Source organism: Fibrobacter sp. HC4 (assembly GCF_023373925.1).
Classification (GTDB): domain Bacteria; phylum Fibrobacterota; class Fibrobacteria; order Fibrobacterales; family Fibrobacteraceae; genus Fibrobacter.
The window spans coordinates 124,454-149,151 of sequence record NZ_JALCZV010000009.1; the positions used below are offsets into that span (position 1 = coordinate 124,454).

15 protein-coding genes are annotated in these 24,698 nt (G+C 48.5%); 13 read left to right on the forward strand and 2 right to left on the reverse strand.

The genetic code is table 11. The features are described from left to right. Nucleotides 1–7: 7 nt before the first annotated feature. From MMG03_RS07765 to MMG03_RS07805, 9 genes are all read left to right on the forward strand, one after another. Entirely contained in the window at nucleotides 8–1,870 is a 1,863-nt protein-coding gene (locus MMG03_RS07765; protein WP_249269304.1) for a GDSL-type esterase/lipase family protein, read from the forward strand. Nucleotides 1,871–1,880: 10 nt separating this feature from the next. Further along, a complete protein-coding gene (locus tag MMG03_RS07770; protein WP_249506025.1) occupies nucleotides 1,881–3,680 on the forward strand; it encodes a GDSL-type esterase/lipase family protein in 1,800 nt (599 codons plus the stop codon). Between the two features lie 118 nt (nucleotides 3,681–3,798). Beyond that, on the forward strand, nucleotides 3,799–4,722 hold the full coding sequence (locus MMG03_RS07775; protein WP_073158408.1) for a TIGR02147 family protein: 924 nt from the start codon (nucleotides 3,799–3,801) through the stop codon (nucleotides 4,720–4,722). Further along, nucleotides 4,715–6,904, forward strand: a complete 2,190-nt coding sequence (locus MMG03_RS07780) for a right-handed parallel beta-helix repeat-containing protein (RefSeq protein WP_249506026.1) — start codon at nucleotides 4,715–4,717, stop codon at nucleotides 6,902–6,904. The genes MMG03_RS07775 and MMG03_RS07780 overlap by 8 nt, the downstream gene beginning before the upstream one ends. Further along, nucleotides 6,905–7,210 carry a hypothetical protein gene (locus MMG03_RS07785; RefSeq protein ID WP_073158413.1) on the forward strand — a complete coding sequence of 102 codons (306 nt, stop codon included), beginning with the start codon at nucleotides 6,905–6,907 and terminating at the stop codon, nucleotides 7,208–7,210. A 143-nt stretch (nucleotides 7,211–7,353) separates the two neighbouring features. After that, on the forward strand, nucleotides 7,354–8,868 hold the full coding sequence (locus MMG03_RS07790; RefSeq protein ID WP_249506027.1) for a carboxypeptidase M32: 1,515 nt from the start codon (nucleotides 7,354–7,356) through the stop codon (nucleotides 8,866–8,868). Between the two features lie 173 nt (nucleotides 8,869–9,041). Continuing rightward, a complete protein-coding gene (locus tag MMG03_RS07795) occupies nucleotides 9,042–10,907 on the forward strand; it encodes a cellulase family glycosylhydrolase (protein ID WP_249506028.1) in 1,866 nt (621 codons plus the stop codon). A 209-nt stretch (nucleotides 10,908–11,116) separates the two neighbouring features. Further along, nucleotides 11,117–12,400 carry a serine hydroxymethyltransferase gene (gene glyA / locus MMG03_RS07800; RefSeq protein ID WP_073237629.1) on the forward strand — a complete coding sequence of 428 codons (1,284 nt, stop codon included), beginning with the start codon at nucleotides 11,117–11,119 and terminating at the stop codon, nucleotides 12,398–12,400. 71 nt (nucleotides 12,401–12,471) lie between these two features. Next, nucleotides 12,472–13,296, forward strand: a complete 825-nt coding sequence (locus MMG03_RS07805) for an ABC transporter ATP-binding protein (protein ID WP_249506029.1) — start codon at nucleotides 12,472–12,474, stop codon at nucleotides 13,294–13,296. Nucleotides 13,297–13,317: 21 nt separating this feature from the next. Here MMG03_RS07805 and MMG03_RS07810 read toward each other — a convergent pair whose 3' ends face one another. Continuing rightward, nucleotides 13,318–15,321, reverse strand: a complete 2,004-nt coding sequence (locus MMG03_RS07810; protein WP_249506030.1) for a BamA/TamA family outer membrane protein — start codon at nucleotides 15,319–15,321, stop codon at nucleotides 13,318–13,320. Beyond that, nucleotides 15,318–19,214, reverse strand: coding sequence for a hypothetical protein (locus tag MMG03_RS07815; RefSeq protein WP_249506031.1), 3,897 nt, complete (start codon nucleotides 19,212–19,214; stop codon nucleotides 15,318–15,320). Before MMG03_RS07815 ends, MMG03_RS07810 begins: the two co-directional genes overlap by 4 nt. Nucleotides 19,215–19,442: 228 nt before the next feature. On the opposite strand from MMG03_RS07815, the gene MMG03_RS07820 reads away from it, so the two are divergent. From MMG03_RS07820 to MMG03_RS07835, 4 genes are all read left to right on the forward strand, one after another. Then, nucleotides 19,443–21,521, forward strand: coding sequence for a peptidyl-prolyl cis-trans isomerase (locus MMG03_RS07820; protein ID WP_249506032.1), 2,079 nt, complete (start codon nucleotides 19,443–19,445; stop codon nucleotides 21,519–21,521). 43 nt (nucleotides 21,522–21,564) lie between these two features. Then, complete coding sequence (ndk, locus tag MMG03_RS07825) at nucleotides 21,565–22,017, forward strand: nucleoside-diphosphate kinase (RefSeq protein ID WP_073158432.1); 453 nt, start codon at nucleotides 21,565–21,567, stop codon at nucleotides 22,015–22,017. Nucleotides 22,018–22,080: 63 nt separating this feature from the next. Further along, nucleotides 22,081–22,917, forward strand: a complete 837-nt coding sequence (locus MMG03_RS07830) for a succinate dehydrogenase cytochrome b subunit (protein ID WP_073158434.1) — start codon at nucleotides 22,081–22,083, stop codon at nucleotides 22,915–22,917. A gap of 15 nt (nucleotides 22,918–22,932) precedes the next feature. Continuing rightward, nucleotides 22,933–24,698 (forward strand): fumarate reductase/succinate dehydrogenase flavoprotein subunit (locus MMG03_RS07835; protein WP_249506033.1); only part of this gene is annotated, 1,766 nt, incomplete at its 3' end.

Sequence of the window (24,698 nt, forward strand, 5' to 3'; positions counted from 1 at the left end):
TATGGGTATGAAGTTCTTTTCTGGTAAGTTTTGGCAGGGCGCCGTCGTGGCTTCTATGTTAGCGGCTCCTGCCGCTTTGGCTCAGGTTGTTATCTATATGTGTGGAGACTCCACCATGCAGGACTGGGCTAGTGGTTACTGCCCCAAGCAGGGCCAGGGGCAGGATTTCCATTATTGGTTTGATTCTGGCTTGGCTACCGTGGTTAATCGCGGTCAGGGCGGTATGGCGGCCGATGGCTATTACGAACTTTTCTGGAAGAGCGATTGTACTCAGGGCAACTGCATTGTGAGCAAGCTGAAGGCTGGCGACTATGCGGTAATTCAGTTCGGTATCAATGATGTGAGCAAGAGTGACGAAGCTAAGTTTACCGTAGCTATGGCCACCATGGCAAAGGAAGCTCGTGCAAAGGGGGCTTATCCCATTATCATGAGCCCTATTCGTCGACTCTATTACGATTCTCCGACGCAGATCCATAACAGCTACCGCGGTTATCCTGCTCGTGCCAAGGCCATTGCCGATAGCCTTGATATTCCATTTATCGACATGAGTGAACTGGTGGCAAACTACATGATTTCTGTGGGTGAATATTACGCCCAGCAGTTTATCTTCAACTACGCCACTTCTGCTGAATACAGCAATTTGAAGTCTGACCAGACTGATGCCGTTCATCTGCAGATGAATGGAGCCAATGCCTTTGGCCGTATTATTACCGAACAGATGCGTGCTCATTCCGACCCTGTGGTAAAGAAGTTGGGCAATTATATGGCTCCTATGTACCAGGTGGACGTGAAGGTTTCTCCGGAAGGTGCTGCTGAAGCAACATCTATTGGTGCCTATTATCCCGAAGGTATGACTGTCATGTTGAAGACCGTTCCCAAGAGCGGCAAGAAATTCCTGGGCTGGTATGATGGTAATGGAAATAAGGTTAGCGGTAATGCCATTTCTACCGTTAAATCTCAGTACATCTATACTTTCAAGATGGGCAATAAGTCTACCCAGTATACAGCCGTTTATGAAGGTGGTTCTGCCGTAAAGTATGAGGGTGACGGAAAGGCTTTGACTAGCTTCCCCACAACAACTCCTACGAGTCTTGATGATGTGACTTTTGAACCGTTCACTCCCATTGGCGGAAGCGATACTAATGGAGTGGCTGTAAATAAGGACATCAAGAAATATTTTGATGCCTTTAAGCCGGATACAGGTGTTGGTTTCTCTGAAGACAACTGGGCCCATACGGGTGAAGGCTTCTTTAACTTTGCCAACGAGAAGAATTCCTTTGGTACCTATAGAATGCGTTTCCCGGGGGCAGGCTATGTGACTCTTGCCGTGCGTTATGCTAATGGCGGAACTTCTGACCGTATGTTTAACGCTTATCTGGATCATGACTACTACCTGAATGCTCCTCCAACTGGTGGCTGGGACAAGTGGGATACCGCATATGTTGTTATGGATGCCCCCCTTGGTGAAGCCGATTTGAAGTTTATCAGCTTGACATCTGATGGTGCTCCCAATATTGACGCCTTCGGTTTCAGCATTGATGATGTTTGTCGAGTTTCTGATACAGCATGTGTTGCAGAAGTCATTGCCAAGGAACAGGCTGAAAAGGATTCCATTGCCGCTGCAGATTCCCTGAAGAACGATTCCTCTATTGGATTTGTGAATGCCTCCCTGAATCTTCCGCAGATGGGCGAAGCCTCGGTTAGCGTTTTCGATATGCATGGTAAGCTTGTTGCCAAGAAGCAGATGGTTGTGGGCAACAAAATTTCTTCTGCTGAATTTGACGGAATGGTAAAAACTTCTGGCCTTTACCATGTGGTTATCCGCAAGGGTTCCCAGCTTATTCATCAGACTATGGCAAAGACAAAGTAGGGGTGGCAAAATGAATAAACTTTTGAAGTATTTTTCCGCTGCTGCTCTTTTTACAAGTGTTGCCGTTAGCGATACGACGAGTTTTACCATTCACGTGATTGGAGACTCCACGGTTTGCGATTACAAGGAAAATGCTTATCCGCAGACCGGTTGGGGCCAGGTTCTGGCTCCCTTCTTTGATCAGTCCCGTGTAAAGGTGATTAACTACGCCATTGGTGGTCGTAGTTCCAAATCCTTTATTAACGATGGTCGTCTAAATTCAGTTTTGGCTGCGACACAACCAGGTGATTACATCTTTGTTCAGATGGGAACCAATGATCGTGACTACTCCAAGGCGGATCGCTACGTTCCCATTGATTCCAGTGCTTATTGGTTCCAGAAATATGTTGACGGGGCTAAAAGCAAGGGTGCTCACATTGTTCTCATGAGCCCCCTGATGCTGAATACTTACCCTCGTAACGTATTCGATAATAATCTTACGGATGCTGCCCACAAGAATAAGGAATATCCTGTAAAGGATAAGATTAAGGAAGTCGCCCAGAAGAATGGTGTTCCCTTTGTTGACCTTACCACAAAGACTTATAATCTGTATACGCAGCTAAGCTCCGCCTACATTTCCCGTTACGTTTTCAAGATGTTCCTGCCAGGAGAATACCCCAATTATCCCAATGGCGTTACCAATGACGGTACCACCCATTTCCAGGAATCCGGTTCTGTAGTTCATGCGCAGCTTATCATGGATGGCCTTCGTGAAAACTTGAATAGTTCTTCTGTAAATGCTTCTGAAAAGGCCGCCTTGACTACTTTGGTGGGCACAATTGCTCCGACCTACAAGTTGACCGTAAAGGCCAATGTTTCTGGCAGTGGCCTTATTACCCATAACCAGAATTTGCCTGGTGGCGCCGCCTTGAATCTTCATGTTTCTCCGGGAAGTTTCGGCAAGAAATTCCAGTACTGGGCTGATGATGATTGCAATAAGGTAACTGCTGATTCCAACTATTACAAGGTCAAAATGCCCTACCGCGATATCACCTTTACCGCGATGTTCGAAGGTGGTGCAAACTGCGTCACGACGGCTCACGGCGAAGAAAATATTCCTGTGCCGGGATCCAGTGCTAGCGAGGGGCCGAGCGTTTCTTCTAGTAGTGAAATAATCAAGTTTGAAATTCTTGAAGGCTCAAAAGAATGGCCTAGCGTAAGCGACTTGTCTTATCCCAACGTAGGGGAGGATGTTCAGGGTTGGACTGAAGCAAACCATGTAGGCTTTAGTGGAAAGGGCTTCTTCAACTTTGACAATGCTACGGGCCGTTACGCTACCTACAAGATGACTTCTTATCAGTCTGCCTCCAATGCAAGAATGTTTATTCGTTACTGCAATGGTAAAACCACTACAAGTAAGATGAGTGTTCAGGTGGATGCTAAAACGTACGAAGTGGAATTTCCGCCTAGTGCAAACTGGGATACCTGGGATACGGTCTATGTAGACGACGTGTGGCTGGATGCTTGCGATTTCGATCTGAAGTTTACATCTTTAACTTCTGACGGCGGCCCCAATATTGATATGGTTGGCTTTGACATCAAGGACGTTTACCGTATTGGTGCAGAACCTGCTCCTGAAAGCTCCAGTAGTTCCGATCAGTCCAGCAGTTCTGTCTGTGCCGAAGGCGATGAAGATTGCAATGTATCCATTCGTCGAACTGTCCGCCAGAATGTTCAGATAAATGGCCGCACCGAACAGGTGAATCTGCTTGGTCGTACTGTCAGATCCAAGGCTTCTCACGGCGTATACCTTAACAAGAAAGCTAAGTAATTCTTAGTTGTGATTTGGAACAACCGTAGTGCTTGTTGCGCTACGGTTATTCTAAACTGTAGACGTTTTTAATGTTTAAACTGTAGACTTCGATCGTCATTTTTGTATATTGTAAATTATGGTGAATCTTTTTGAATACTTGAACTATCGCGATTTCCTGAAGGATGCCTACGAAGAACGGCATGCGGCTGAATGGCGTTTCAGCCACCGTTTTATCGCAGAAAAGGCCGGAATCGATGGCTCCATGTTCAATAAGATTCTTCAGGGCAAACGCAACTTGACTCCGCGTCTGGTTCAAGTTTTTGCAGACCTGTTCTGCAATGACGGTCGCGAAAAACAGTATTTCGCGGACATGGTCTCTTTCAATCAGGCCAAAAACCATTCCGAAAGTCGCCAGTACCTCGAAAAGTTGGTGGCCACCAAGGAATGCAAAGTCGAAAATGTGGCCCGCGACCAGTTTGAATATTTTGATCACTGGTATCATGCGGTTATTCGCGAATTGATTACCTTCTACCCTTATGTGGGGGATGATGCGGCCTTGGGCCTCATGGTCCGTCCGCCGATTTCCGCTAGTCAGGTGAAATCCTCTGTGGCCTTGCTGGAACGTCTTTCCATGATCCGCAAGAATCCGGAAACTGGTTTTTATGAACAGACCCAGGGCTTGATTTCTAGCGGAAGCGAATCCTATAGCACGGCGGTTAATTCTTACATCCAGCAGAATCTGGATGTGGCTACATCGGCTATTGACCGCTTTGAACGAGAGGAACGAAACCTCTCTACTTTGGCATTTGGTTGCGATGAAGATACCTATAAGGAATTGGTTGAAATGGTTCGCCGTTTCCGTCGCGAAGTTCTGGCCAAGGTGAATCAATGCCAGAAACCCAATCGAGTTTTCCAGTTGGGGATGCAGTTGTTCCCTTTAAGCGATCCTTATCCACCTCCCGTAAGGCGTGGACGTAAGCGTCGTATTATCGGTGAAGAAATCCGCAACGAAGTTAACGACGAAGTTGCAGGCGAACAGATGGAGGCTTCCAATGATTAAAAAGCCCTTCTGGTTGATTTTGGGTGGAGCTCTCGCTGCATTGACAACATCCTGTTCCAATGACAAGGATGAAGTTGCCGGTGGTACCGAAGCTGAATCTACAATTGCCTTGCAGATCCAATTGGCGGATGGTGCACCTGCTGCCAAGTCCCGTATTCGCGTGTTGCCGGTAGGATATTTGTCTGACGGCTTGTCTCAGGAAGAATGGTCTGATACGGATGACCGCGGTTATGTAAAGCTAACTGTGGATCCTGGTGAATACTCTGTAGAAATCCGTGGAGAAAGTGATTCCTCTGCATTAGGTGCCGTATTTACCAAGTCCGTAGAGCTGCAGGAAGTGTCTGCTGTTGATTCCATTGCACTTGGCGCACTCACTACCATCGAGGGCTTTGTTGCACCTGGGCAAGGTCCTTCTGTCATTAGAATTCCTGGCTTGGAACGTTTTGTAGTTCCCGATAGCGCTGGACATTTTGTAATTGATTCCCTTCCTGCCGGAAATTTTGAAGTTCTTATCGAGAGCCGAAGCAACCGCGGTACAATCAAGTTGAGCGCATCTGCCGGTGAAACCGTGCCCGAAATAAACCTAGGCGCTCCCCGTGGTTTTGCTGTGGAAGATTTCGAAAGCTTTAGCGGAATTTCTGCCACGGGAGCAATTCTTGGTGATGGCTGGTGGTTTACCATGGATGCCGATGGCCAGAACTTGATGCCCCTCTGGGATGAATCCCTGACGCAGACATTCTCTGGTAATGATGGCTGTGCGTCGGGTGGTTGCGCCCGAATTTTTGGAGAAGGTAAATCCTCTCGTTCTTCGACGCACTTGGGTTTCTTGCTGGGCGGATATCGAACTGATTACGAATTGCCTGGCTTTGATTCCCTGATGTTCAGTGCCCGTGGCCATGGAACCTTGCATGTGGCTCTTTCGGCTTATGATAGCTCTGCCAAGAGCATAGAGTTTGACGTGGATCTGTCAAAGGTTTGGCAAGGATTCGCTCTTCCTGTGGGGTCGAAGAAAGTTGCTGTAAACCGAATTGACTTTAGTGTGAATGCTGGGGATACTGTCTTCCTGGATGATGTGTTCCTGGGCGGCGTTTCTGAAGAATCCCTGAAAAAGATTTCAATGGGCGTAAGCGAGGATCGTTCAACTTATCCTGCAGACTGGAAGGATCACGCGGCCTTATTGAGGGAAGTTGTCGGCTATGCATCGGGTGTTCGTGGCGGTGAAGGCTACATCGACAGCCTGGCTGCAGATTCTATCCAGGGTGAAATTTGCCTTGTTACGACAACAGAGGATTACATCATTGTAGAAGATACCACCAATGTGGACTCTACCGGAAAGGCGGCCACTACCGCCGTAATCGCTCCCGGTTCCTTGCGGGATTGCGCCTATCGTGATGGACCGACCTGGATTCTTTTCGAGAAAAGCGGAACTTATAATTTGACGGCGGCTCTTCGAATTAAGTCCAACAAGACTTTTGATGGTCGCGGTCGAGATATCCGCATTTCTGGTATGGGAATTATGACGGAGGAATCGTCTAACCTGATTTTTGAAAATCTGACGTTCTCTGCTCCGTCGACAGTTGTTTCCGATACAGCAAATCGCAGGGCCATTTCTCTTCACAATAACACCCATCATGTGTGGATTGACCATTGCTCCTTTGAAGAATATCCCATTGTCGAAGTTGATGTGAAACGCGGTTCCCATGACGTAACTATTTCATGGTCTCGTTTTGAAAATGCAGAAACGGGTGTCCTTTTTGGCCTGACTCCGGATTTGATCGATGAATCGACTCAGACTTTGACGTTGCATCACAATTTCTTTGATAATATGAGCTGGTCTGGCGCTTTTGCAAGACGCGGTCGCCTGCATGCATTCAACAACTTCTTTAAGAACCTGGATCGCTATGCTGTAGAATGCACGGACTCCGCCAGTTGCTATATTGAAGGCAACGTGTTCAACATGGATGATCCTGTGCTCGTTTACAGTTTCTTTGATGACGAAGGCGCTCCGATCGATACTTCAGTTGGCTTCCCCAAGATGGTCGGTAACTGGTATACGGTTGGCGGTGATCCTCTGAAAGTCTCAGTTTCATCCCTGGAATACAAACCGGACTATGGTTATTTGGCAGAGCCTGCCGATGCAGACCTTGCCTGGACCCTCAAGGATAAAACTGGACCTCGTTAAATGAAACAAAAACTTCCTGCAATTCTGTTCCTGATATCAACCGGCTTTTCTGTGGTTGTCTACCTGAAGGTGGCTGAACTTTCCGGACATGAACTTCTTGGTGTGGTGGCGGCCATGGGCTTTTATATGGCCGTTTTTGCCGTGCTGTGTGTCCTGTTCAATACTAAGGAAAAATCTGGAGAAGAAAAGTCAACCTGGCAGGAACTGAAGGAACTGCAGGAAGCGACCCGCAAGGCCTCGGAAGAGGAATTCTCCAGAAAGTCCGCCGAAAAGAACAACGAAAACGTCAAGGACGAAAATTCCTGAATTCAATGGTTGGCATGGTTCTTGCATTAACAGGAACATGTTGTTTTTGACTATTGGAATTTTCCATTATCTGTCTGTCTTTCAAGGTTAGACGTTTTTCTATTACATTCCCTGTATAGTACATCTTTTTTTAGAGGTCTCGTATGTCCAAACTTTCCGAATCCTTGTCTCTGGTAAAAAAAATCCTGTCTGAAGTTCGCATGTATAATCAGGCATCGGCTGTATTGAATTTTGATATGCAGACTATTTGCCCCAAGGAGGGGATGAATGCTCAAGGCGAGGTGGATGCCTTCTTGAGTAATAAGGCCTTTGTCCTTCAGAAGGATGCCGCCTATATCGAGGCTTGTCTGTACATCTATGATCATCGGGATGAACTGACTGACGAATTTGACCGCTGCCTGGCCGAAAGTCTTCATCGTGATTATGCCCGCGAAAAAAACGTGACTCCCGAAATGCAGCACGAACGTTCCCTGACGTGCAACAAGGCCTATGTTAATTGGCTTGAGGCGAAAAAGTCGAAGGATTTTGGCATTTTTGCTCCAAGTCTTGCCGAGGTGCAGAAGATTCAGGTTCGTGAAGCGAACCTCAATGAAGAACGTAAGGAAACGCCCTACGATACTCTGTTCGACGGTTATGAACAGGGCTTGTCTTCTCGAGACCTGGATGATTGTTTTAACGAATGCAAGGCTCGCCTGGTGCCGCTGCTTAAGCGCATCATGAACAGCAAGAAAAAGATCCGCACGGATTTCTTGAGCCGCCCTGTAAAGGATGATGCCCAGAAAACTTGTACTCAGTATCTGCTGGAAACCATGGGCTTCGATTTTAACCGCGGAGCCTTTGCCACTACGGAACATCCCTTTACTACGGAAATTGGCAAGAATGATATTCGCGTGACGACCCATTATTACCCGGATATGTTCTATTCCAACATCTTCAGTATTATTCATGAAGGTGGTCATGCGCTGTTTGAACAGAACCAGCCTAAGGAAAACTATAGCCACTTTATTGAATTCAATAAGACTATGGGAATGCATGAAAGTACCAGCAGATTTTATGAGAATCGCATTGGCCGCAGCCGTGAATTCATTTCGCTGATTTACCCCAAGTGCTGTGAACTTTTCCCCAATGTTTTTGAAGGCGTTTCTGAACAGGAATTCTATGAATCCATGAATACGGTAACGCCTAGCCTGATCCGTACTGAAGCGGATGAATTTACCTACACTTTCCACATCATTATCCGTTATGAAATCGAGAAGATGATTGTGAATGGTGGTGCCGACGTGGATGTTGCCGCCTTGCCGAAATTGTGGAACGACAAGTATGCCGAATATCTGGGAATCCGTCCGGCTCATGATGCGGAGGGTATTCTTCAGGATGTTCACTGGACTAGCGGATTTGGCTATTTCCCCACGTATGCCCTGGGCAATATGTATAATGCCATGTACTATAACACCATGAATAAGCAGTTCGATATAAAGTCTGCTGTCCTTGCCGGCGATTTCAAAAAAATCAACGGGTGGATGACCGAAAACGTGTGGGCACGCGCCGATAGGGAGTCGCCAAAGACCTGGATTAAGAACATTACGGGCCGTGATTTTACTCCCACGGATTTCCTGGACTATCTGGAAAGCAAATACAGCGAGATTTATGAACTGTAATTTTGGTACAATTTGTATCAAATGCGTTTTTGAAATGTGATGTGTATCAAAAAATACTCAAACAGCTAGTACAGTTGTTTGAGTTTGCTTTTTGATAACCCGTGCGAAATTTTCTTTGTACGTTTATCTTTTTGTTAGGATGATTGGGATTCACCCTAGTGTATGAGGATGTTATGAAGAAGATTATCGCATTGGGTCTTATGACCGCAGGTCTTGCCACTATGGCATTTGGCGCAAATCGCGTCGGTCCCGTTTCTCAGTATGGTCAGCTTCAGGCTGGCAAGAACGCCGCAGGCAAGGGCCGTATTTACGGTAGCTGCCCGGCTTACAGCACCAGCGGCAACGAAGTCGCTGTTCAGGGTATGAGCCTTTTCTGGTCCATGACGAAAACTGCCGGTATTAATTTCTGGAACGGAGACGTCATCAAGGGCCTGGTGGATAAGCACAAGATCCAGCTGATTCGTGCTCCCATGGGTGTTGATGGCTCCTGGGAAGATGATGTTGGCAACTACTACACCAATGCCATGCACGAAACCGCCATGAATGCCGTTGTCCAGGCTGCTATCGATAACGATATCTACGTGCTTATCGACTATCATTCCCATTGCGCCGAAAAGAATACTGCAGGTGCAACTCAGTTCTTTGGCAAGATGGCTCAGAAGTGGGGCAAGTACGATAACGTCATTTTTGAAATCTATAATGAGCCTAAGAATGGTGATTGCGATTGGAGTGACTGGTACGATGAAAAGGGTGCTGCATCCTATTGGGCTAGCGGCATCTATCCCTATGCCACCAAGGTGATTGAAGAAATCCGAAAGTATTCCGACAACCTGATTGTGGTGGGTACTCCCTATTATGACCAGTATGTTGATGCTCCTCTGAATGTGCAGGGTGGTAAGAAGGTCTTTAACGACAAGAATGTGGCTTATACTTTCCACTATTACGCTGGTGAAGATCCCTACCGTCATAAGGTGGATGTACTTGGCAAGAATCCTGAAAAGATGATGGCTGCCGGCTATTCCGTTTTCGTAACGGAATGGGGAAACTCCGCTCCCAGCGGTGATGGTGGCTTTACAAAATCCTATAGTGCCGAATGGTACAACTGGATGAAGACCAACCAGCTCTCCGGTGCCAACTGGTCTGTGTCCAACAAGGCTGAAACGGCTTCCTACTTCACTACCGGTGTTTCTGCAAGTACTCCTTCTAGCCAGTGGAGCTATACCGAAAGCGGTAGCTGGACAAACGAGAACGTATTTGCTGCATTGCCGGCAACTTATAAGGCTTGCGACGGTTCTTCTGCTCCGTCTTCTGATAGCCAGCAGCAGAACGCCTCTTCTTCTAGCCAGCAGCAGATTGCCAGCTCCAGCAGCCAGCAGCAGATCGCAAGTTCTAGTGCTCAGCAGCAGGCTCAGTCAAGCAGCGCTCAACAGCAGGTCGCAAACTCCAGCGCCCAGCAGCAGATTACTTCCAGTGCTAGCCAGACTGTTACCGGCGGCGCAAATGTTTCCGGTAGCCTGAATCAGACTGTGGCTCAGGGCGGTACCTTTAACACCATTACCATTACTGGCGTGAGCAGCTTCAATCGCGATACTTACTCAGCTTACTTCCTCCAGGTCAAACAGGAAGGGGATAAGGTGACTATCAGTACCCAGGGTGGTGCAATCGATCAGTATTTGAATACGGGTGATTACTCGGATACCTTTACCGTTAACGGTGAAAAGCTGACCTTGAACGTGAAGGTCGTTGCCGCCGGTACAGAAATCGCTTCCAGTGATTCCCAGGCTCCGGCAAGCTCTGCTACAGCGGCCCTGGCTGCTGTCCAGAAGTCCAATATCACCATGGCTGTGGCTGGCCGCATGCTGAACATCGCTGGCGTAACCTCCGCCGATGTGGATTTGTTTGACCTGCAAGGTCGTCCCATGGTCCGCCTGAAGAATGTGGTTGGTTCTGCTGACTTGTCCGCAGTTCCCAGTGGCAACTACATTGTCAGAGTCCGTTCCGGTGCGGTGAACATGACCCGAAAGGTGAACCTCCGATAATACGATTTGCTAAAATGGCGCCCGAAAGGGCGCTTTTTTGCTTTTAGGTGGTGTATTGAAAATCCCTAGGAATGTCTAATTTTTCGTAACTTGTTGAAAGTCAATGGATTACGAAAGCGATAGGCGAAATGAAGCAAAAAACGGCAAAAATCTTTAAAAAACGGCCTTAAAATACTATTTTTACGTCCGTAAACTCAAAGGAGCTACTAATGCTTAAATCTACTCTGCAGCAGACCGATCCGGCAATCTTCGACATCATCAAGGAAGAAGCCGAACGTCAGGAATATGGCATCGAACTGATCGCCTCCGAAAACTACACCTCCAAGGCCGTCATGGAAGCTATGGGTTCCGTGCTGACCAACAAGTACAGCGAAGGCTACGTTGGCAAGCGCTACTACGGTGGTAACGAAGTGATCGACAAGATGGAAGCCCTGGCAATCGAACGTTGCAAGCAGCTCTTTGGTTGTGACCACGCAAACATCCAGCCCCTTTCCGGTTCTCCTGCAAACGCCGCTGTCTACATGGGCGTTCTCAAGCCGGGTGACAAGGTTCTCGGCCTCAAGCTGGACCACGGTGGACACCTTTCTCACGGCCATCCGGTGAACTTCTCCGGTATGCTCTACAACTTCGTCCAGTACGAAGTGGATAAGGAAACTGGCCGCATCGACATGGACAAGGTCCGTGAAATCGCTCTCAAGGAAAAGCCCCGCATGATCCTCGCTGGCTTCTCCGCTTACAGCCGCAACCTTGACTGGAAGAAGTTCAAGGAAATCGCCGACGAAGTTGGCGCTCTGACCATGGCTGACATTTCTCACGTTGCTGGCCTCATCGCTGGTAAGGCAATCGAATCTCCGGTTCCCTACTTCGATATCGTCACCACCACCACCCATAAGACTCTCCGCGGTCCCCGTTCTGCAATCATCATGTGCAAGGACAAGATGATCAAGAAGATCGTCAAGGGTGAAGAAAAGGAAGTCTCCCTGCCCAAGGCAATCGACGCAGGTCTGTTCCCGGGTATGCAGGGTGGTCCCCATGACCACATCAACGCTGGTAAGGCTGTTGCCTTCCTGGAAGCTCTCCAGCCGGAATTCCAGACCTATGCCCAGAACATCATCAAGAACGCAAAGGCTATGGCCGACGAACTGATGAAGCTCGGCTACAAGATCATTTCCGACGGTACCGATAACCACCTCATGGTTGTGGACATGACTTCCAAGGGTATCGGTGGTAAGGATGCCGAAATCGCAATGGAAAAGGTTGGCATCTCCTGCAGCCGTTCCACCATCCCGTTCGACACTCGCAAGCCCATGGATCCGTCCGGCGTACGTCTTGGCACCGCTGCCATCACTACCCGTGGCTTCGACGAAAACGATTCCCGCCTGGTAGCTCAGATCATCGACCGTTGCATCCAGAACAAGGACAACGAAGAAGGCCTGAAGGCTATCCGTCAGGAAATCATCGACCTCTGCAAGAAGCACCCGCTTTACGCATAAGCGCTTCGCGCTTTTGAAAAGACCTCAAGTCGTCTATGAGCGACTTGGGGTCTTTTTTCTATATTCTGAACATGGACGCAATCAAGCTTGAAAACGTTTCCTTTCGCTATCCGAGGGCGGCTGTAGAGGCTCTTTCCCAGGTGAATCTTCAAATTCCCCAGGGGAGTTTCTTTGCGTTGCTGGGCCCCAATGGGGCGGGGAAGACGACCTTGTTGCGATTGCTTTGCGGTCGTTTCGCGTCTTATGAGGGAACCTTGAATATTGCGGAAGGATTCCGCGGGCCTAACGGCTTTCTTGACCCCAAGTCCTATGGAATTCTCCTTGAAAATCCTGGCGTCTACCCGAAGCTTTCCGTTGAAGAATATGTGAAGTATTTTGCGGGCATGTACGGCTGTGGCGAATGCGGAACCCGTTTGCAATCCCTTGCCAGGGACTTGGAGTTGCCTGCCTTGTCGACGAAACTTTCCGCTCTTTCCTTGGGGAACCGTCAGAAGGTTCAAATCCTGCGAGCCCTGATTCATAATCCAAAGTTATTAATTCTTGATGAACCTGTAGCTAATCTGGACCCTATGTCCCGCGAAACGGTTTGGCGCCTTATTGCGGATTGGCGTAAACGGGATGGTGGCACCGCCATTGTGAGTTCCCATATCCTTGCCGAAATGGATCAGGAAGCTACAGATTATGCCATTGTGAACCATGGCAAGATTCTGAAGGCGGGGGCAGCTCCTTCTAATGCGCACTCTCCTTTGCAAAAGGGCAAAAATTTTGACTTGTCCTTTGAACAGGATGTTTCCCAGGAGCTGATTCAGCGTGCTTTAGAAAGCGCTGGCCTTCCTTCGGTTTCTATAAGGTATGCGGGATCCTCTCTTGCGGATATCTATAAAGAGAACGTCTAATCCCGAATATAAGTTTTGACTTTAGAACGTGTGGGATAGGTCGAAGGCGAATCTGCTCCAGGCGAATCCTTCTGCACTCCAATCGGTCAAATTTTTCTTGAAGGCGTAATCAAGTCGGAAAGTCAGGAATTGCCAACTATAGCGAATTCCGAGGCCAAGGCTTTCATTTCGGGCTGATGTGTAGATGTCGTCTTCATCGTCGGTTACTTTAGCCCAGTCGTAGAATTGTACGAGTTGCCAGTGTCTCCATCCTTTCCAGGGGAACATCCAGCGGATTTCTTCGTTGAATCTGAAGTAGGTGGGGGTAAGGCCCGTGTTGATGATTGTGTCTGCCTTGATGGAAGATTCTTGCCCTGTGTAGATGATAGAATCTCGGCTGGCAAAAATATGTCTGAATTTATAACCGCGAACGGATCGGGAACCGCCCTGGTAGAAAATGCGTGCGTCTTCTTCCAGGGCCTTTGCGAAGAAGCGGCCCGTACTTCCACTAATTGCTCCGAAAAATGTCCAGAATAGGGGAAGGTAGGCGTTTGCTGTTATTTCGCCGTAGGTGTAGGGATCGCCTCTCATGTTGAATGATTTCAGATCGCCGTCCCAGTTCGTTCCTGCGCCGAATGTGGGGGCAAGGCGGATTCCCTTGGTGGGGTTGAAATAGTCGTTGGTAAAGTCAAATGTAAGGGCGATTTCACCCTTTAGCTTAAGCAACTTATCTTTATTTTGCGTTTCTAGCAAAGAGTCCTGTGAACTTGAGAGGCTTGCTGTATCGCTGATGTCTGCGGCGCCTGAATTCTCCTTGCTTACGACAAGTACGGTATCCTTGGCTTTGGAAACGTATCGGGTATCGATCGTGCCGCGGAATCTAATATGGTTGGTAATGCCGAAGGTAATGTCTCCTCGGTTGATGATTTCGTAGCGTTCTTCGTATCGGTCATCGTAGGCGGGCTGCGTGATTTTTTCGTGGTTTAATGTCAGTCGGTTGTCGAAACGGATTGCTGTGGGAATAAAGCTTACGGATGTTCCGAAAAGTAGCGGGTTTGCGTAACCGATGGAGGCTTCCTGCTTGTGTTGTGCAATTTGAACACTTGATGAAAATTCGTGGAAGTGACCGAAGAAGTTTTTGTGACGAGCGTAGGCCAAGGCTCCGAATCCGTAGATTTCTTCATAGAAGAATCCGTAACGAGTTTCGCCGGGTACACGCTCCGTTACGTTTAGATATACGTCAGACAGACCGTCTTCGCGGAGGGTGTCGCTCATTTTTACCTGAGTGAACAACTGGGTCGAGAACAGTTTCGACTTGAATGAATTGTACTGGTTTCCGTCAATCAGTTCGCCTTGTTCGATTTTCCATAGGCTTGAAAGCCAGGCGGTATCCGTAAGTCCTGCTTCCGTTGGCCCCTGCAGTTTTTTGTCGGCGGAACGGAAGCTGGTGCTGATCATGTTTCCCATCAGGACTTTGGCACCTGGGGTAATTGTAATCTCGACAAATATCTTCTTGTGTAGGGAATCCAACATTTCAATGGAAGAAAGATAGGCGTGAAGATAGCCTTCCTTGCGGTATACGCGCTGGATTTCCTGCAGGTCTTCTGAGATGTCTTCCTGGTTGTAATAGTTTTCCTTTGAAATGTTCAATTTGCTTTCGTCAATTTCCAATTTTGCTTCTTCGGGAACGATGATTTTTGCACCACTAAATTTGTAACGTTCGCCGTCTCGGATGTGGATGAAATAACCTCTCTGGACAATACCTTCCGAGGTTGTGTCCTTGCGGATGTTGAGTGCCATGTCAAGGCTGTAGTAACCTCTAGAGTAATAGAGAGCCTTGATGTTCTCTATAGAAAGTCTCATGAGGAAGTCTTGCTTTGTGGTGTCCATCTGGCCGAACTCTTCGGGAACGTCGAGCTGTTCTTCTAACTGGTAATTAGAGAACGCCTTGTTTCCGGAGATTTGTACAAACCAGGGATGCTTTACATCGTCTGCTGCCCATGAAAACGCAATCATTGCCAAGAGGAGGATTAGAAATTTATTCATTTGGATGTGTCCTCCCTGGAATCCTGATTTTGGGTATGCTGGCTACCTATGCTTTCACAACGGCCGATTCCTAGCAAGCAGGGGTTCCAATAACGGTAGACATAGTTGATGCCGATATTCTTTTCAAGTCGGTCATCGTCGCGTTCTGTACCGGAGTTGGTCAGGTATTGCTTTCTGGTTAATAGGGCGTTAAGTGATAATGCCGGTGCAATGTGGTTCTTGTGGGAGTATTCAGCTTCCTGGAATACAGGAAGTGTGTAGTTAGCTCCGAACTGAACGGATTGTTCGTAGGTGGGGTTTACGCTCTGGTCCTTGGTATAGCCGAATACCAGACTCAAATTTTTTACCCAGCGGTCTAATGAAACCGGAATCTTGAAGTAGCTGGAATCCTTGTCGCTGGTGGTGGTGTTTTCAAACAGCATCACCTTCATGTCAATGTCGCCAATGTAGTCGCCGCCAAGAGTCTTGTTTGCCGTTGTTGAAATAACCTTGCCGATTGCCTTGCCTGCGATTCGGTTCCAGTCTGCGGATTCGCCGCCTTTGTCTGCAATACAGCCTAGGAGAACGTTGTAGTAAATTACCGCAGGGGATGATTCGATACCGCAATTCGAAGATGGCATGGGCTGGGGATTGGTAATTGTTCCCTGAATGTCCAAATTGATAGGACAGGTTTCGTTAACGCTTTCTGAATTTTCGTTACAATAGGGAAGATCCTGGCTACTGGTTACGTCGATAACGCCCTTTTGCCAGGGCACATCGTTCCAAGAAATTTGGAAGGAGTTCAAGTTGAATTCGTAGACTTCGTGGATGCCGATAAATCCGTTGTTCGTATTTGCAATGTCACCTCTGAGCAAGGGCCTTGTGGTATTGCCCAAGACCCAGATGTCCAAAGTAACGGGGAAGGTAGCGAACGGTGTCACGATACCAACAGAATCCCTTTGGGAATCGCTAATATGAAGTGAAAGATTGATTGGGCTTGCCGTAGAGAGCTTTTCTTCTTGAACTTCTTTTTTCTTTAACTTGGCGACGCCGTTGTTGAACATGGCGATGTATTTGTCAATGGCCGAAGGTGTAACTTCGATATCAAGATCGCGATAATAAACGAGTTTGTCTATAAGGATGTTTCCTGCGATGGTGTTGTTCTGAATCTGGCCCGCCTTGCTATGGGGGATAATGTAGGCAATGTCGCCTCTGGCTAATGCTTCAGCCTGTCCAATAACGTCATCGTTAAAATTGTAGGTGATCTTTGGAATGTCTGCGGTTATGGTGAGATTTTCGTCTCCATCTTCAAGGTGCCCGCTGATACCTTCCAGAACCAGCTTGTGCTGGTCCATCTCAATCGTGTAGCGGTCTGACCTAACGTCAATGGCATTAAGCTTTAGACTGTCAAGTTGGAATTTTAATGTAGCTTCGATAGTTTCGTTATTGCGATTGGTTGTCTTGGCGGAGGAAATGTCCAGTAGACCGTTTTCAATGCGTCCTCTTAAACTGATGGGGAAGGAAACGTTCATCTTGGGCGGGTTATATCGAGTGGAATCTGCGGTGATGTCTGCAGTAATTCCCTTGAATCCCTTGCGGATGTCTGCGGTAATGTCGACATGGAGGTCCGTGTTGGTGATTTCGCTGATAGTTCCGGGAATGTACCAGGAACCGTTTGCGTCAACGGTACCCTTGAACTTCAAGTCGTTGTCGATGAAGCCTTCCGACCATAAAGTGCCACCATTGTCACTTCCATGAGAGAAACTGAGGTGTCGCCTGTCGTCAAAAATATGATCGATGATTATCTGCGTGTTTCCTGTCCAACCACCACGGCCAATGTCCAGATAGGAATTTAGCTCGACCTTGTCTTTTTCTGCAAAGATGTTCAACTTCTTGATTCGGAGCAAATCTGGCGAGAGGTCGTTAAACTCGATATTGGAGAAGTCCAGGTTCCCCATAACGCCTGTATTCTGGTTGAACGACAATTGGCCCGAGAGCATACCGGAGGCGAAGGTGCTGTCGTTTAGTGGCTCTAGCAGGAGCGGAATACTGAAGTCATTTGAGGAAATACTTGCTTCGAGAACCTGGATGGGAAGGAAGGGAGTGGGCTTGAAATCCGGGTTTGAATCATTGGGCAATATGAATGAACCGTATGCGTTTACTTCATTCCTGTTGTAAATGCTATGGGCTCTGTCAATGAAAATCGTGTCCTTATTCTGTCTTGCGATTACGTCTGCAACCATGTTGTATTCGGCCACTTCGCCGTCAATGGTAACGTTGGCGAATCCAGTGGAGTCGTCGATATTCCAATGCCACATTCCGCTCACGCGGCCTCTAATTCGGTCTGATATGGACAAATCCGCAAAGGGTATTGTTGCAATGATGGCCTTGTCTGCGCTGACATCAATTGCGATAGAATCTCCGATGTCGATATAGGCGCTGGCCTTACCGCCATGTCGTTGAGTGATGTTCCATGAGGTGTGAGGACGTTCATGATTCCATTTTACGTCGCCATCGAAATCGAACGTTTCATTCGGGGTGTAGATGACACCCTTTGAAAAATCAATTCCCTTGGTGTCAAGATCCAGGGTGACTTGCATGGAATCGGCCGTCATGTGATAGGCGTAGGCAACGGTGTCGAACTTCGCCAGAATTCGGAGCTTGTGTCCGTCGCAGGTTCCGTAAAGTTGCGGTCTTCCGCCCAAGGTCAAGTTTCCGTGAGTCCAGTCCAGAGCCCAAGGTTCGTAAGGGGAGATGTCTCCGATGAATGTAATCATCAGGGAATCCCTCAAGTCGATTGTTCCATTGACGTAGGACCCCTGTCTTGTTTCCAGGGAGGCTCGGATGACCATGTCGTTTATGTCGGCGGAACGAATGTCTACGTCCATAGGCATCATCTGCGGTCCGTACAGGGCACTCATGTTTTCGACCTTGCCTTCTACGTGTCCGTTAAGATTCGTGTCGAAATCTCCGGCAAGGTGGATGGAGCCGCCTTCGTCGTTTTGCAGAAGAATGTCTGCGTTAATCTTTTCCTGATTTCCCTGGACCTTGATTGTCACTCGTTCCGGTTCCAGCGGCCACAGGGCTCCGACTCGTGTGCGGATGGTGCTGTTGTAGAAGACCGTTTCCTTTCGGGTGTCTAAGGTTGCCTCGGCAACGACATCGATTTTACCGATTTCAGGAATCTCTTCGGGGAGCTTGAACGGCAACCATTCGGCGGGGTTCTTTACAGAAATGTTGGTCTTCGCCTTGATTCGGCTCATGTCCTTCTTGGGAACGTTTGCCTTGATCTGGACGGAATCCTTGCTTGTTTTTACGCTTGCCTCTAAAGTCAGCTTTGCCCCTGCGAAGTCCCCTTTCATCTTGACTGAGGCGGGGTTGCTTACGAAGTCTCCGTTGACTTGCCTGATTCCTACGTTGAGCGCGTATTCCCCGTTGTTCTGTACGCTGAGCTCCTTGGCGTTCCAGGACTTTCCGTCGGACAGCCTGATGTTTGCGTCCTCGATGTTGACTGAAACGTTTGCCGGGAATCTAAGGTTGTCGGGGAATGCAGGGTTGGTGGTATCTTTTGTCGCAGAAAGGGTGTCGCTTTGTGGAATGGCGATGAATGCATCCACATGGTCCATTTTCAGGCTTACCCCCCGGTTTTCTCCAAGAATGGTGATGTCCAGGTTAGGGTTTATGATTTTTACTTCGGTAGAGTCCGTCGAAATGAAAAGGGAATCGAAGGAATGCTCTAACAGGGACTGCGCGTTGTGGCCGTAGGGGGTAATCGTTACCCCGGAAAAAGTGTGTGGGGCGGAAAGGTAGCGTTCCACAAACGCATGAACAAACCAGACGCCAAGAGCGATGGCGCCTACTGCAGCAGTTGCAAAAAATGCTGTTCCAAAGAATGTCTGTTTGCGTTTTTTCAAACTGAGTCCAAGTATAGAAAATGCGATAATTCGTTGATGGTCAACAAGTTATGAAAACGGCTCGTAATTTGTACACAAGTGCTTTTTTGTGTAGTGTTTTATTGTCGCTTTCCGATATCGGGCGCACACCTGTAATTTGAGCGGAAATTTTGCTTTTTTACCTATTATTATTACTATATTCAGTGCGCTATTATTGGGCTTTGGAGCCCGCCGGAAACAAGAGGTTACATGAAACTCCGCTTTGCCTTTTTTACTGTGAGTCTCCTAAATCTGTTTGCCTTGACTGGCTGCAACAGTGTGGGGGATAAGGATACCATTCTTGCTCGCATTGATAAGGAAGTCGTCTATCGAGAAGACCTTGTTCTCTTGATGAAAAATTCCATTTCCTCCAAGGAACCTTTGAACAAGCGTCTCTACGAAAATGTTTATGCGAAGGAAGCCGTCGTTTCCAAGGCTTTGACACAGTTCCCCGAGTTGAACAAGGAATGGGAAGAATTTCTCGGTTTGATTGAACCCAAGCTGCTTGCTTCCGTCTATCAGCGTTTCTACCTGAATGAACGCCTTACTTATTCCGAACCGGAACTTCGTCATTTCTATGACGAACATCGCAGCCTGTTTGAAGAGGCGCCCCTTCCTGATTTTAGTGTCATTCAGGGAATTGTTGCCTGCGAATACTATATGTCTCATTCCAAGGAAGCCTTGAATGCTTACTTGAAAGAACACTTGATGGGCTCTACGTCCAGAGAAGATTCCATAACTTGGAAGACCAAGTTCGTTGAACTCCACCGTTCTGAACTCAAGGAACAGATTGCAAGGAACCTCGCCTCAGACCTTCATGTGACGTTCCATGAATTGCCTAAGCCGGAACCGAAGGCTTTCTACGAAAAGCATATGGATATGTTCATGACTGCCCCCGGTTATGAGCTGTATCATGTGCAGGGAACAGATTCCGTTGCCCTGGCAGCCCTGTTTAACGAAACCACTGACCTTGAAAATTTCAAGAAAATCGCTTCCACAAAGAGTGCGAATAAAGCTACCGCCAAGGAAGGCGGCTTTGTCGGCTACGTCAAGGACGGCTTTGCCATGCCGTACGGTATTGGCTTGGTTTCTGGTTTGAGTGCCGCCTTGAATGGCAAGGATGCAGGCTTTGTATCGCCTGTAATCAAGGCCGATGTCGGTAATGCCTACCACGTATTCTATCTGTCTTCCCTGGTTCAGCCGAAACAAAAGACTTTTGATCGCGTTGAAGCCTCTATCAAGCAGGGGTTGGCTAGCGGAGAATTCTTTGATGTGGATTCTTCCTATGTTCTCCTGTCTGAAAATGGTGAAACTTTGCTGACTGAAGGGGAACTGAAGCGTATTTGCAAAAGGGATTTCATGGCCGAGGTCAATGCTCGCAACCATCAGCGCTTGTTTAGCATGGTTGTAGAAAGACTGCTGTTCAGCAAGGCTGCCCTGAATTTGAAACTGGATAAAACCTGGGAATACCGCGCCTTGGTGCGTGCAGCCCGTCGAAATTTCATCTTCGATAACTACTTCTTTAAGAAACGTCAGAACGTAGAAGTTAGCGAAGATTCCCTGAAGGCTTTCTACGAACGTTATGGAAGCCCCGTGCATCAGGAATATTCCTTTGAACAGGGACGCAGTGAGGTTCGTGCCGCAGCAATGTTCCCGATGAATATCCTTAGACACGAATATTTCCTGAGTAAAAAATCTAGCTACTTTAAACTTGATTTCAAACAAACTCTTCCGGTCCTCTTCAGACAGAACTGGAGGATGCAGAGCGATATGAGTGAAGCCCGCTTTGCTGCTGAAAGTTACCAGTCTGCTGTGCTTCACTTCTACGATAGCAGTATCCAGGAATGGGAGCCTACGATCTTGGCCGATCGACTGGTGGCCAACGCTGATTCCTTGCGTAAGGAAGGCTTGAATGATGAAGCCCTGGAAGCCTATCGCAATTTGATTTTTGCCTATGGCGAAAACGATTCTCTTGTGAAGTTGGCTATCTACGAAAGCGCTCAAATTTATAACGAGACAGGCCGCTTTGAAGAAGCTGAAGCGGAGTATCAGGCTTGCTACGAAATCTTCCCCGATAGCCCTGAAGCGGAAAAGTCCTTGTTCAGCCGCGGTTTTATCTTGAACGAGAATCTCAATAAGAACGATGAGGCTCTCCAGGTCCTCAAGACTTTCCAACAGAAATATCCGAACAGCGAACTGAAGGAGTCGGTGGACTGGCTGGTGCAGAACATTGAATCAGACGGAAAACTTGCCGACGACCTGCTCAAGAAGATCAGCACCGAAGAATAAAGAGTTATATTTAACGCACTCACAATAAAAGGTGGTATACCCTATGGAAATGACATTCGCTATGATCAAGCCCAACGCCGTGAAGAGCGGCCTGATTGGTCAAATTATTGCCCGTTACGAAGCTGCAGGCCTCTCCGTCTGCGCTATCAAGATGCATCAGATGACTTCTGCTGACGCTCGCGGTTTCTATGCCGAACACGTCGAGAAGCCTTTCTTCCCGGAACTGGAAGCCTACATGACCAAGGGCCCGTCCGTGATGCTCGCTCTGGGTGGCGAAAATGCCATTGCCAAGGTTCGCGCTATCAACGGTGCTACCAATCCGGCTAAGGCAGAACCCGGTACCCTCCGCTACGATTTTGCTCCTTCCATGACCGAAAATGTTGTCCATAGCTCCGACAGTCCTGCATCCGCAGAACGCGAACTGGACTTCTGGTTCAAGAAGGAAGACCGCTACGCCTACGAAGCTGCAAGCAAGAAGGCTTGCTGCATCCTCTAACGGCAGTTTAAGGTCTGTTAGAATTACAAACAAAAAAAGACCCCCTCAAGGAGACACAAAACAATGCAATGGATCATTAAGTACCTTACCTCTTCCATTGGTAAGAAACAGATCATGGGATGCTCTGGTGCGTTCCTCGCTCTGTTCATCCTCGTCCACATGTGCGGCAACCTCCAGTTGCTGAACTTTGATCAGTCTGCAGCACAGGCATCCTACAATGCCTATACTGAATTCCTGACCAGCTTCAACCCGCTCCACTTCCCGGTAAAGTTGATTTACCTCATGGAACTGGGCATGGTTGCTGCATTCGGTCTCCATATCGGTCTCGGCGTTTTGCTGAAGCTCGAAAACAAGAAGGCTCGTGGCGCTGTGGGTTACGAAGTCAACGCTCGCAAGGGTAACAAGTCCTTCGCTACCTTCACCATGATCTGGACCGGCCTTATCATTCTCGGCTTTGGCATCCAGCATCTCGCTAACCTCAAGTTCGGTGCTCACTACCTGTACCAGAACGCTGCCGGCGAAATCGTCCGCGACATGTGGCTCACCACCATCGACATGTTTGCTAACCCGGTTTGGACCGTGTTCTACCTGGTTGCCATGCTCGTTATCGGCATCCACCTGTTCCATGCCATTTCTTCTGCTTTCCAGACTCTCGGCCTTGCTCACCAGAAGTGGACTCCGGTTATCGAAGTTATCGGCATTGCATACAGCATCGTGATTGCAATCGGCTTTGCTGTTGAAGCTGCATTCTCCTGCTACATCGCTCATCAGCCGGAAACCGAAGCTCTCCGCGCCAAGTCTCATGAACTCCAGCAGCAGCTGGAACAGAAGAAGGCCGCTTCCGAAGCTAAGACTTCTTTCGTCGTTCCCTCTGTCGGCATCATTTCCACCAACGTTTAATGGAGACCATAACTAATGATTCTCGATTCTAAAATTCCTGGTGGTTCCATTGAAGAAAAGTGGACCAAGCATAAGTTTGAACTGAAGCTCGTGAACCCCGCTAACAAGCGTAAGTTCACCGTTCTCGTGGTGGGTACCGGTCTTGCTGGTGCTTCCGCTGCAGCTTCTCTCGCAGAACTGGGCTACAATGTGAAGTCCTTCTGCATTCAGGACTCTCCCCGTCGTGCTCACTCCATTGCTGCCCAGGGTGGTATCAATGCTGCTAAGAGCTATAAGAACGATGGTGACTCTGTCTATCGTCTTTTCTACGATACCGTTAAGGGCGGTGACTTCCGCGCTCGTGAAGCCAACGTTCATCGTCTCGCCGAAAACTCCAACCTGATCATCGACCAGTGCGTCGCTCAGGGTGTTCCCTTCGGCCGTGAATACGGTGGCCTCCTGGACAACCGTTCCTTCGGTGGTACCCAGGTTTCCCGTACCTTCTACGCTCGCGGTCAGACCGGTCAGCAGCTCCTCCTCGGTGCATACCAGGCTCTCATGCGCCAGGTTGCAGCAGGCAAGGTAACTCTCCTTCCTCGTCGCGAAATGATGGACCTCGTGGTTGTCGATGGCAAGGCTCGCGGTATTATCGTTCGTAACCTGGTGACTGGCGAACTTGAAAGCCACGTTGGCGACGCAGTCTGCCTTTGCACCGGTGGTTACGGTAACGTTTACTACCTGTCCACCAACGCTCAGGGTTCTAACGTCACTGCTGCATTCCGCGCTTACAAGAAGGGTGCCGCATTTGCTAACCCCTGCTACACTCAGATTCACCCGACCTGCTTGCCCCGTCATGGAGACCTGCAGTCCAAGCTGACTCTGATGTCTGAATCTCTCCGTAACGATGGCCGTATTTGGGTTCCCCGTAAGGCTGGCGACAAGCGTTCTCCGGACCAGATTCCTGAAGAAGATCGTTACTACTACCTCGAAGAAAAGTACCCCAGCTTCGGTAACCTCGTTCCTCGTGACGTGGCTTCCCGTAACGCTAAGCAGGTTTGCGACGCCGGTCTCGGCGTAGGCAACACCGGCCTCGCAGTTTACCTGGACTTCGCAGACGCTATCAAGCGCATGGGCGTTGCAGGCGTTTCTGCTAAGTATGGTAACCTCTTCCAGATGTACGAAAAGATCGTTGACGAAGACCCGTACAAGGTTCCGATGCGCATCTTCCCGGCAATCCACTACACCATGGGTGGTCTGTGGGTTGACTACGATTTGATGTCCACCATCCCGGGCTGCTTCGTTCTCGGTGAAGCAAACTTCTCTGACCACGGTGCTAACCGTCTCGGCGCTTCTGCTCTTATGCAGGGCCTCTCCGATGGTTACTTCGTGATTCCGTTCACCATCGGTGGCTACTTCGCAGGCACCAAGCTGGAAAAGGTTTCCGAATCTGATCCTGCTTTCGAAGACTGCAAGAAGCAGACCGCAGAAAAGATTTCCAAGCTCCTTTCCATCAAGGGTCACCGCACTGTTAACGATATCCATCGTCAGCTCGGTAACATCATGTGGGAATACGTTGGTATGGCCCGTAACAAGGCTGGCCTCGAAAAGGCTCTCCAGGAAATCCCCGCACTCCGCGAAGAATTCTACGAAAACGTCAACGTTGTTGGCTCCGAAGGTTCCTTCAACCAGAACCTGGAACGTGCCGGCCGTCTGGCTGACTTCCTTGAATTCGCAGAAGTCCTCACCCTCGACGCCCTCCACCGTGAAGAATCTTGCGGCGGTCACTTCCGTGAAGAAAGCCA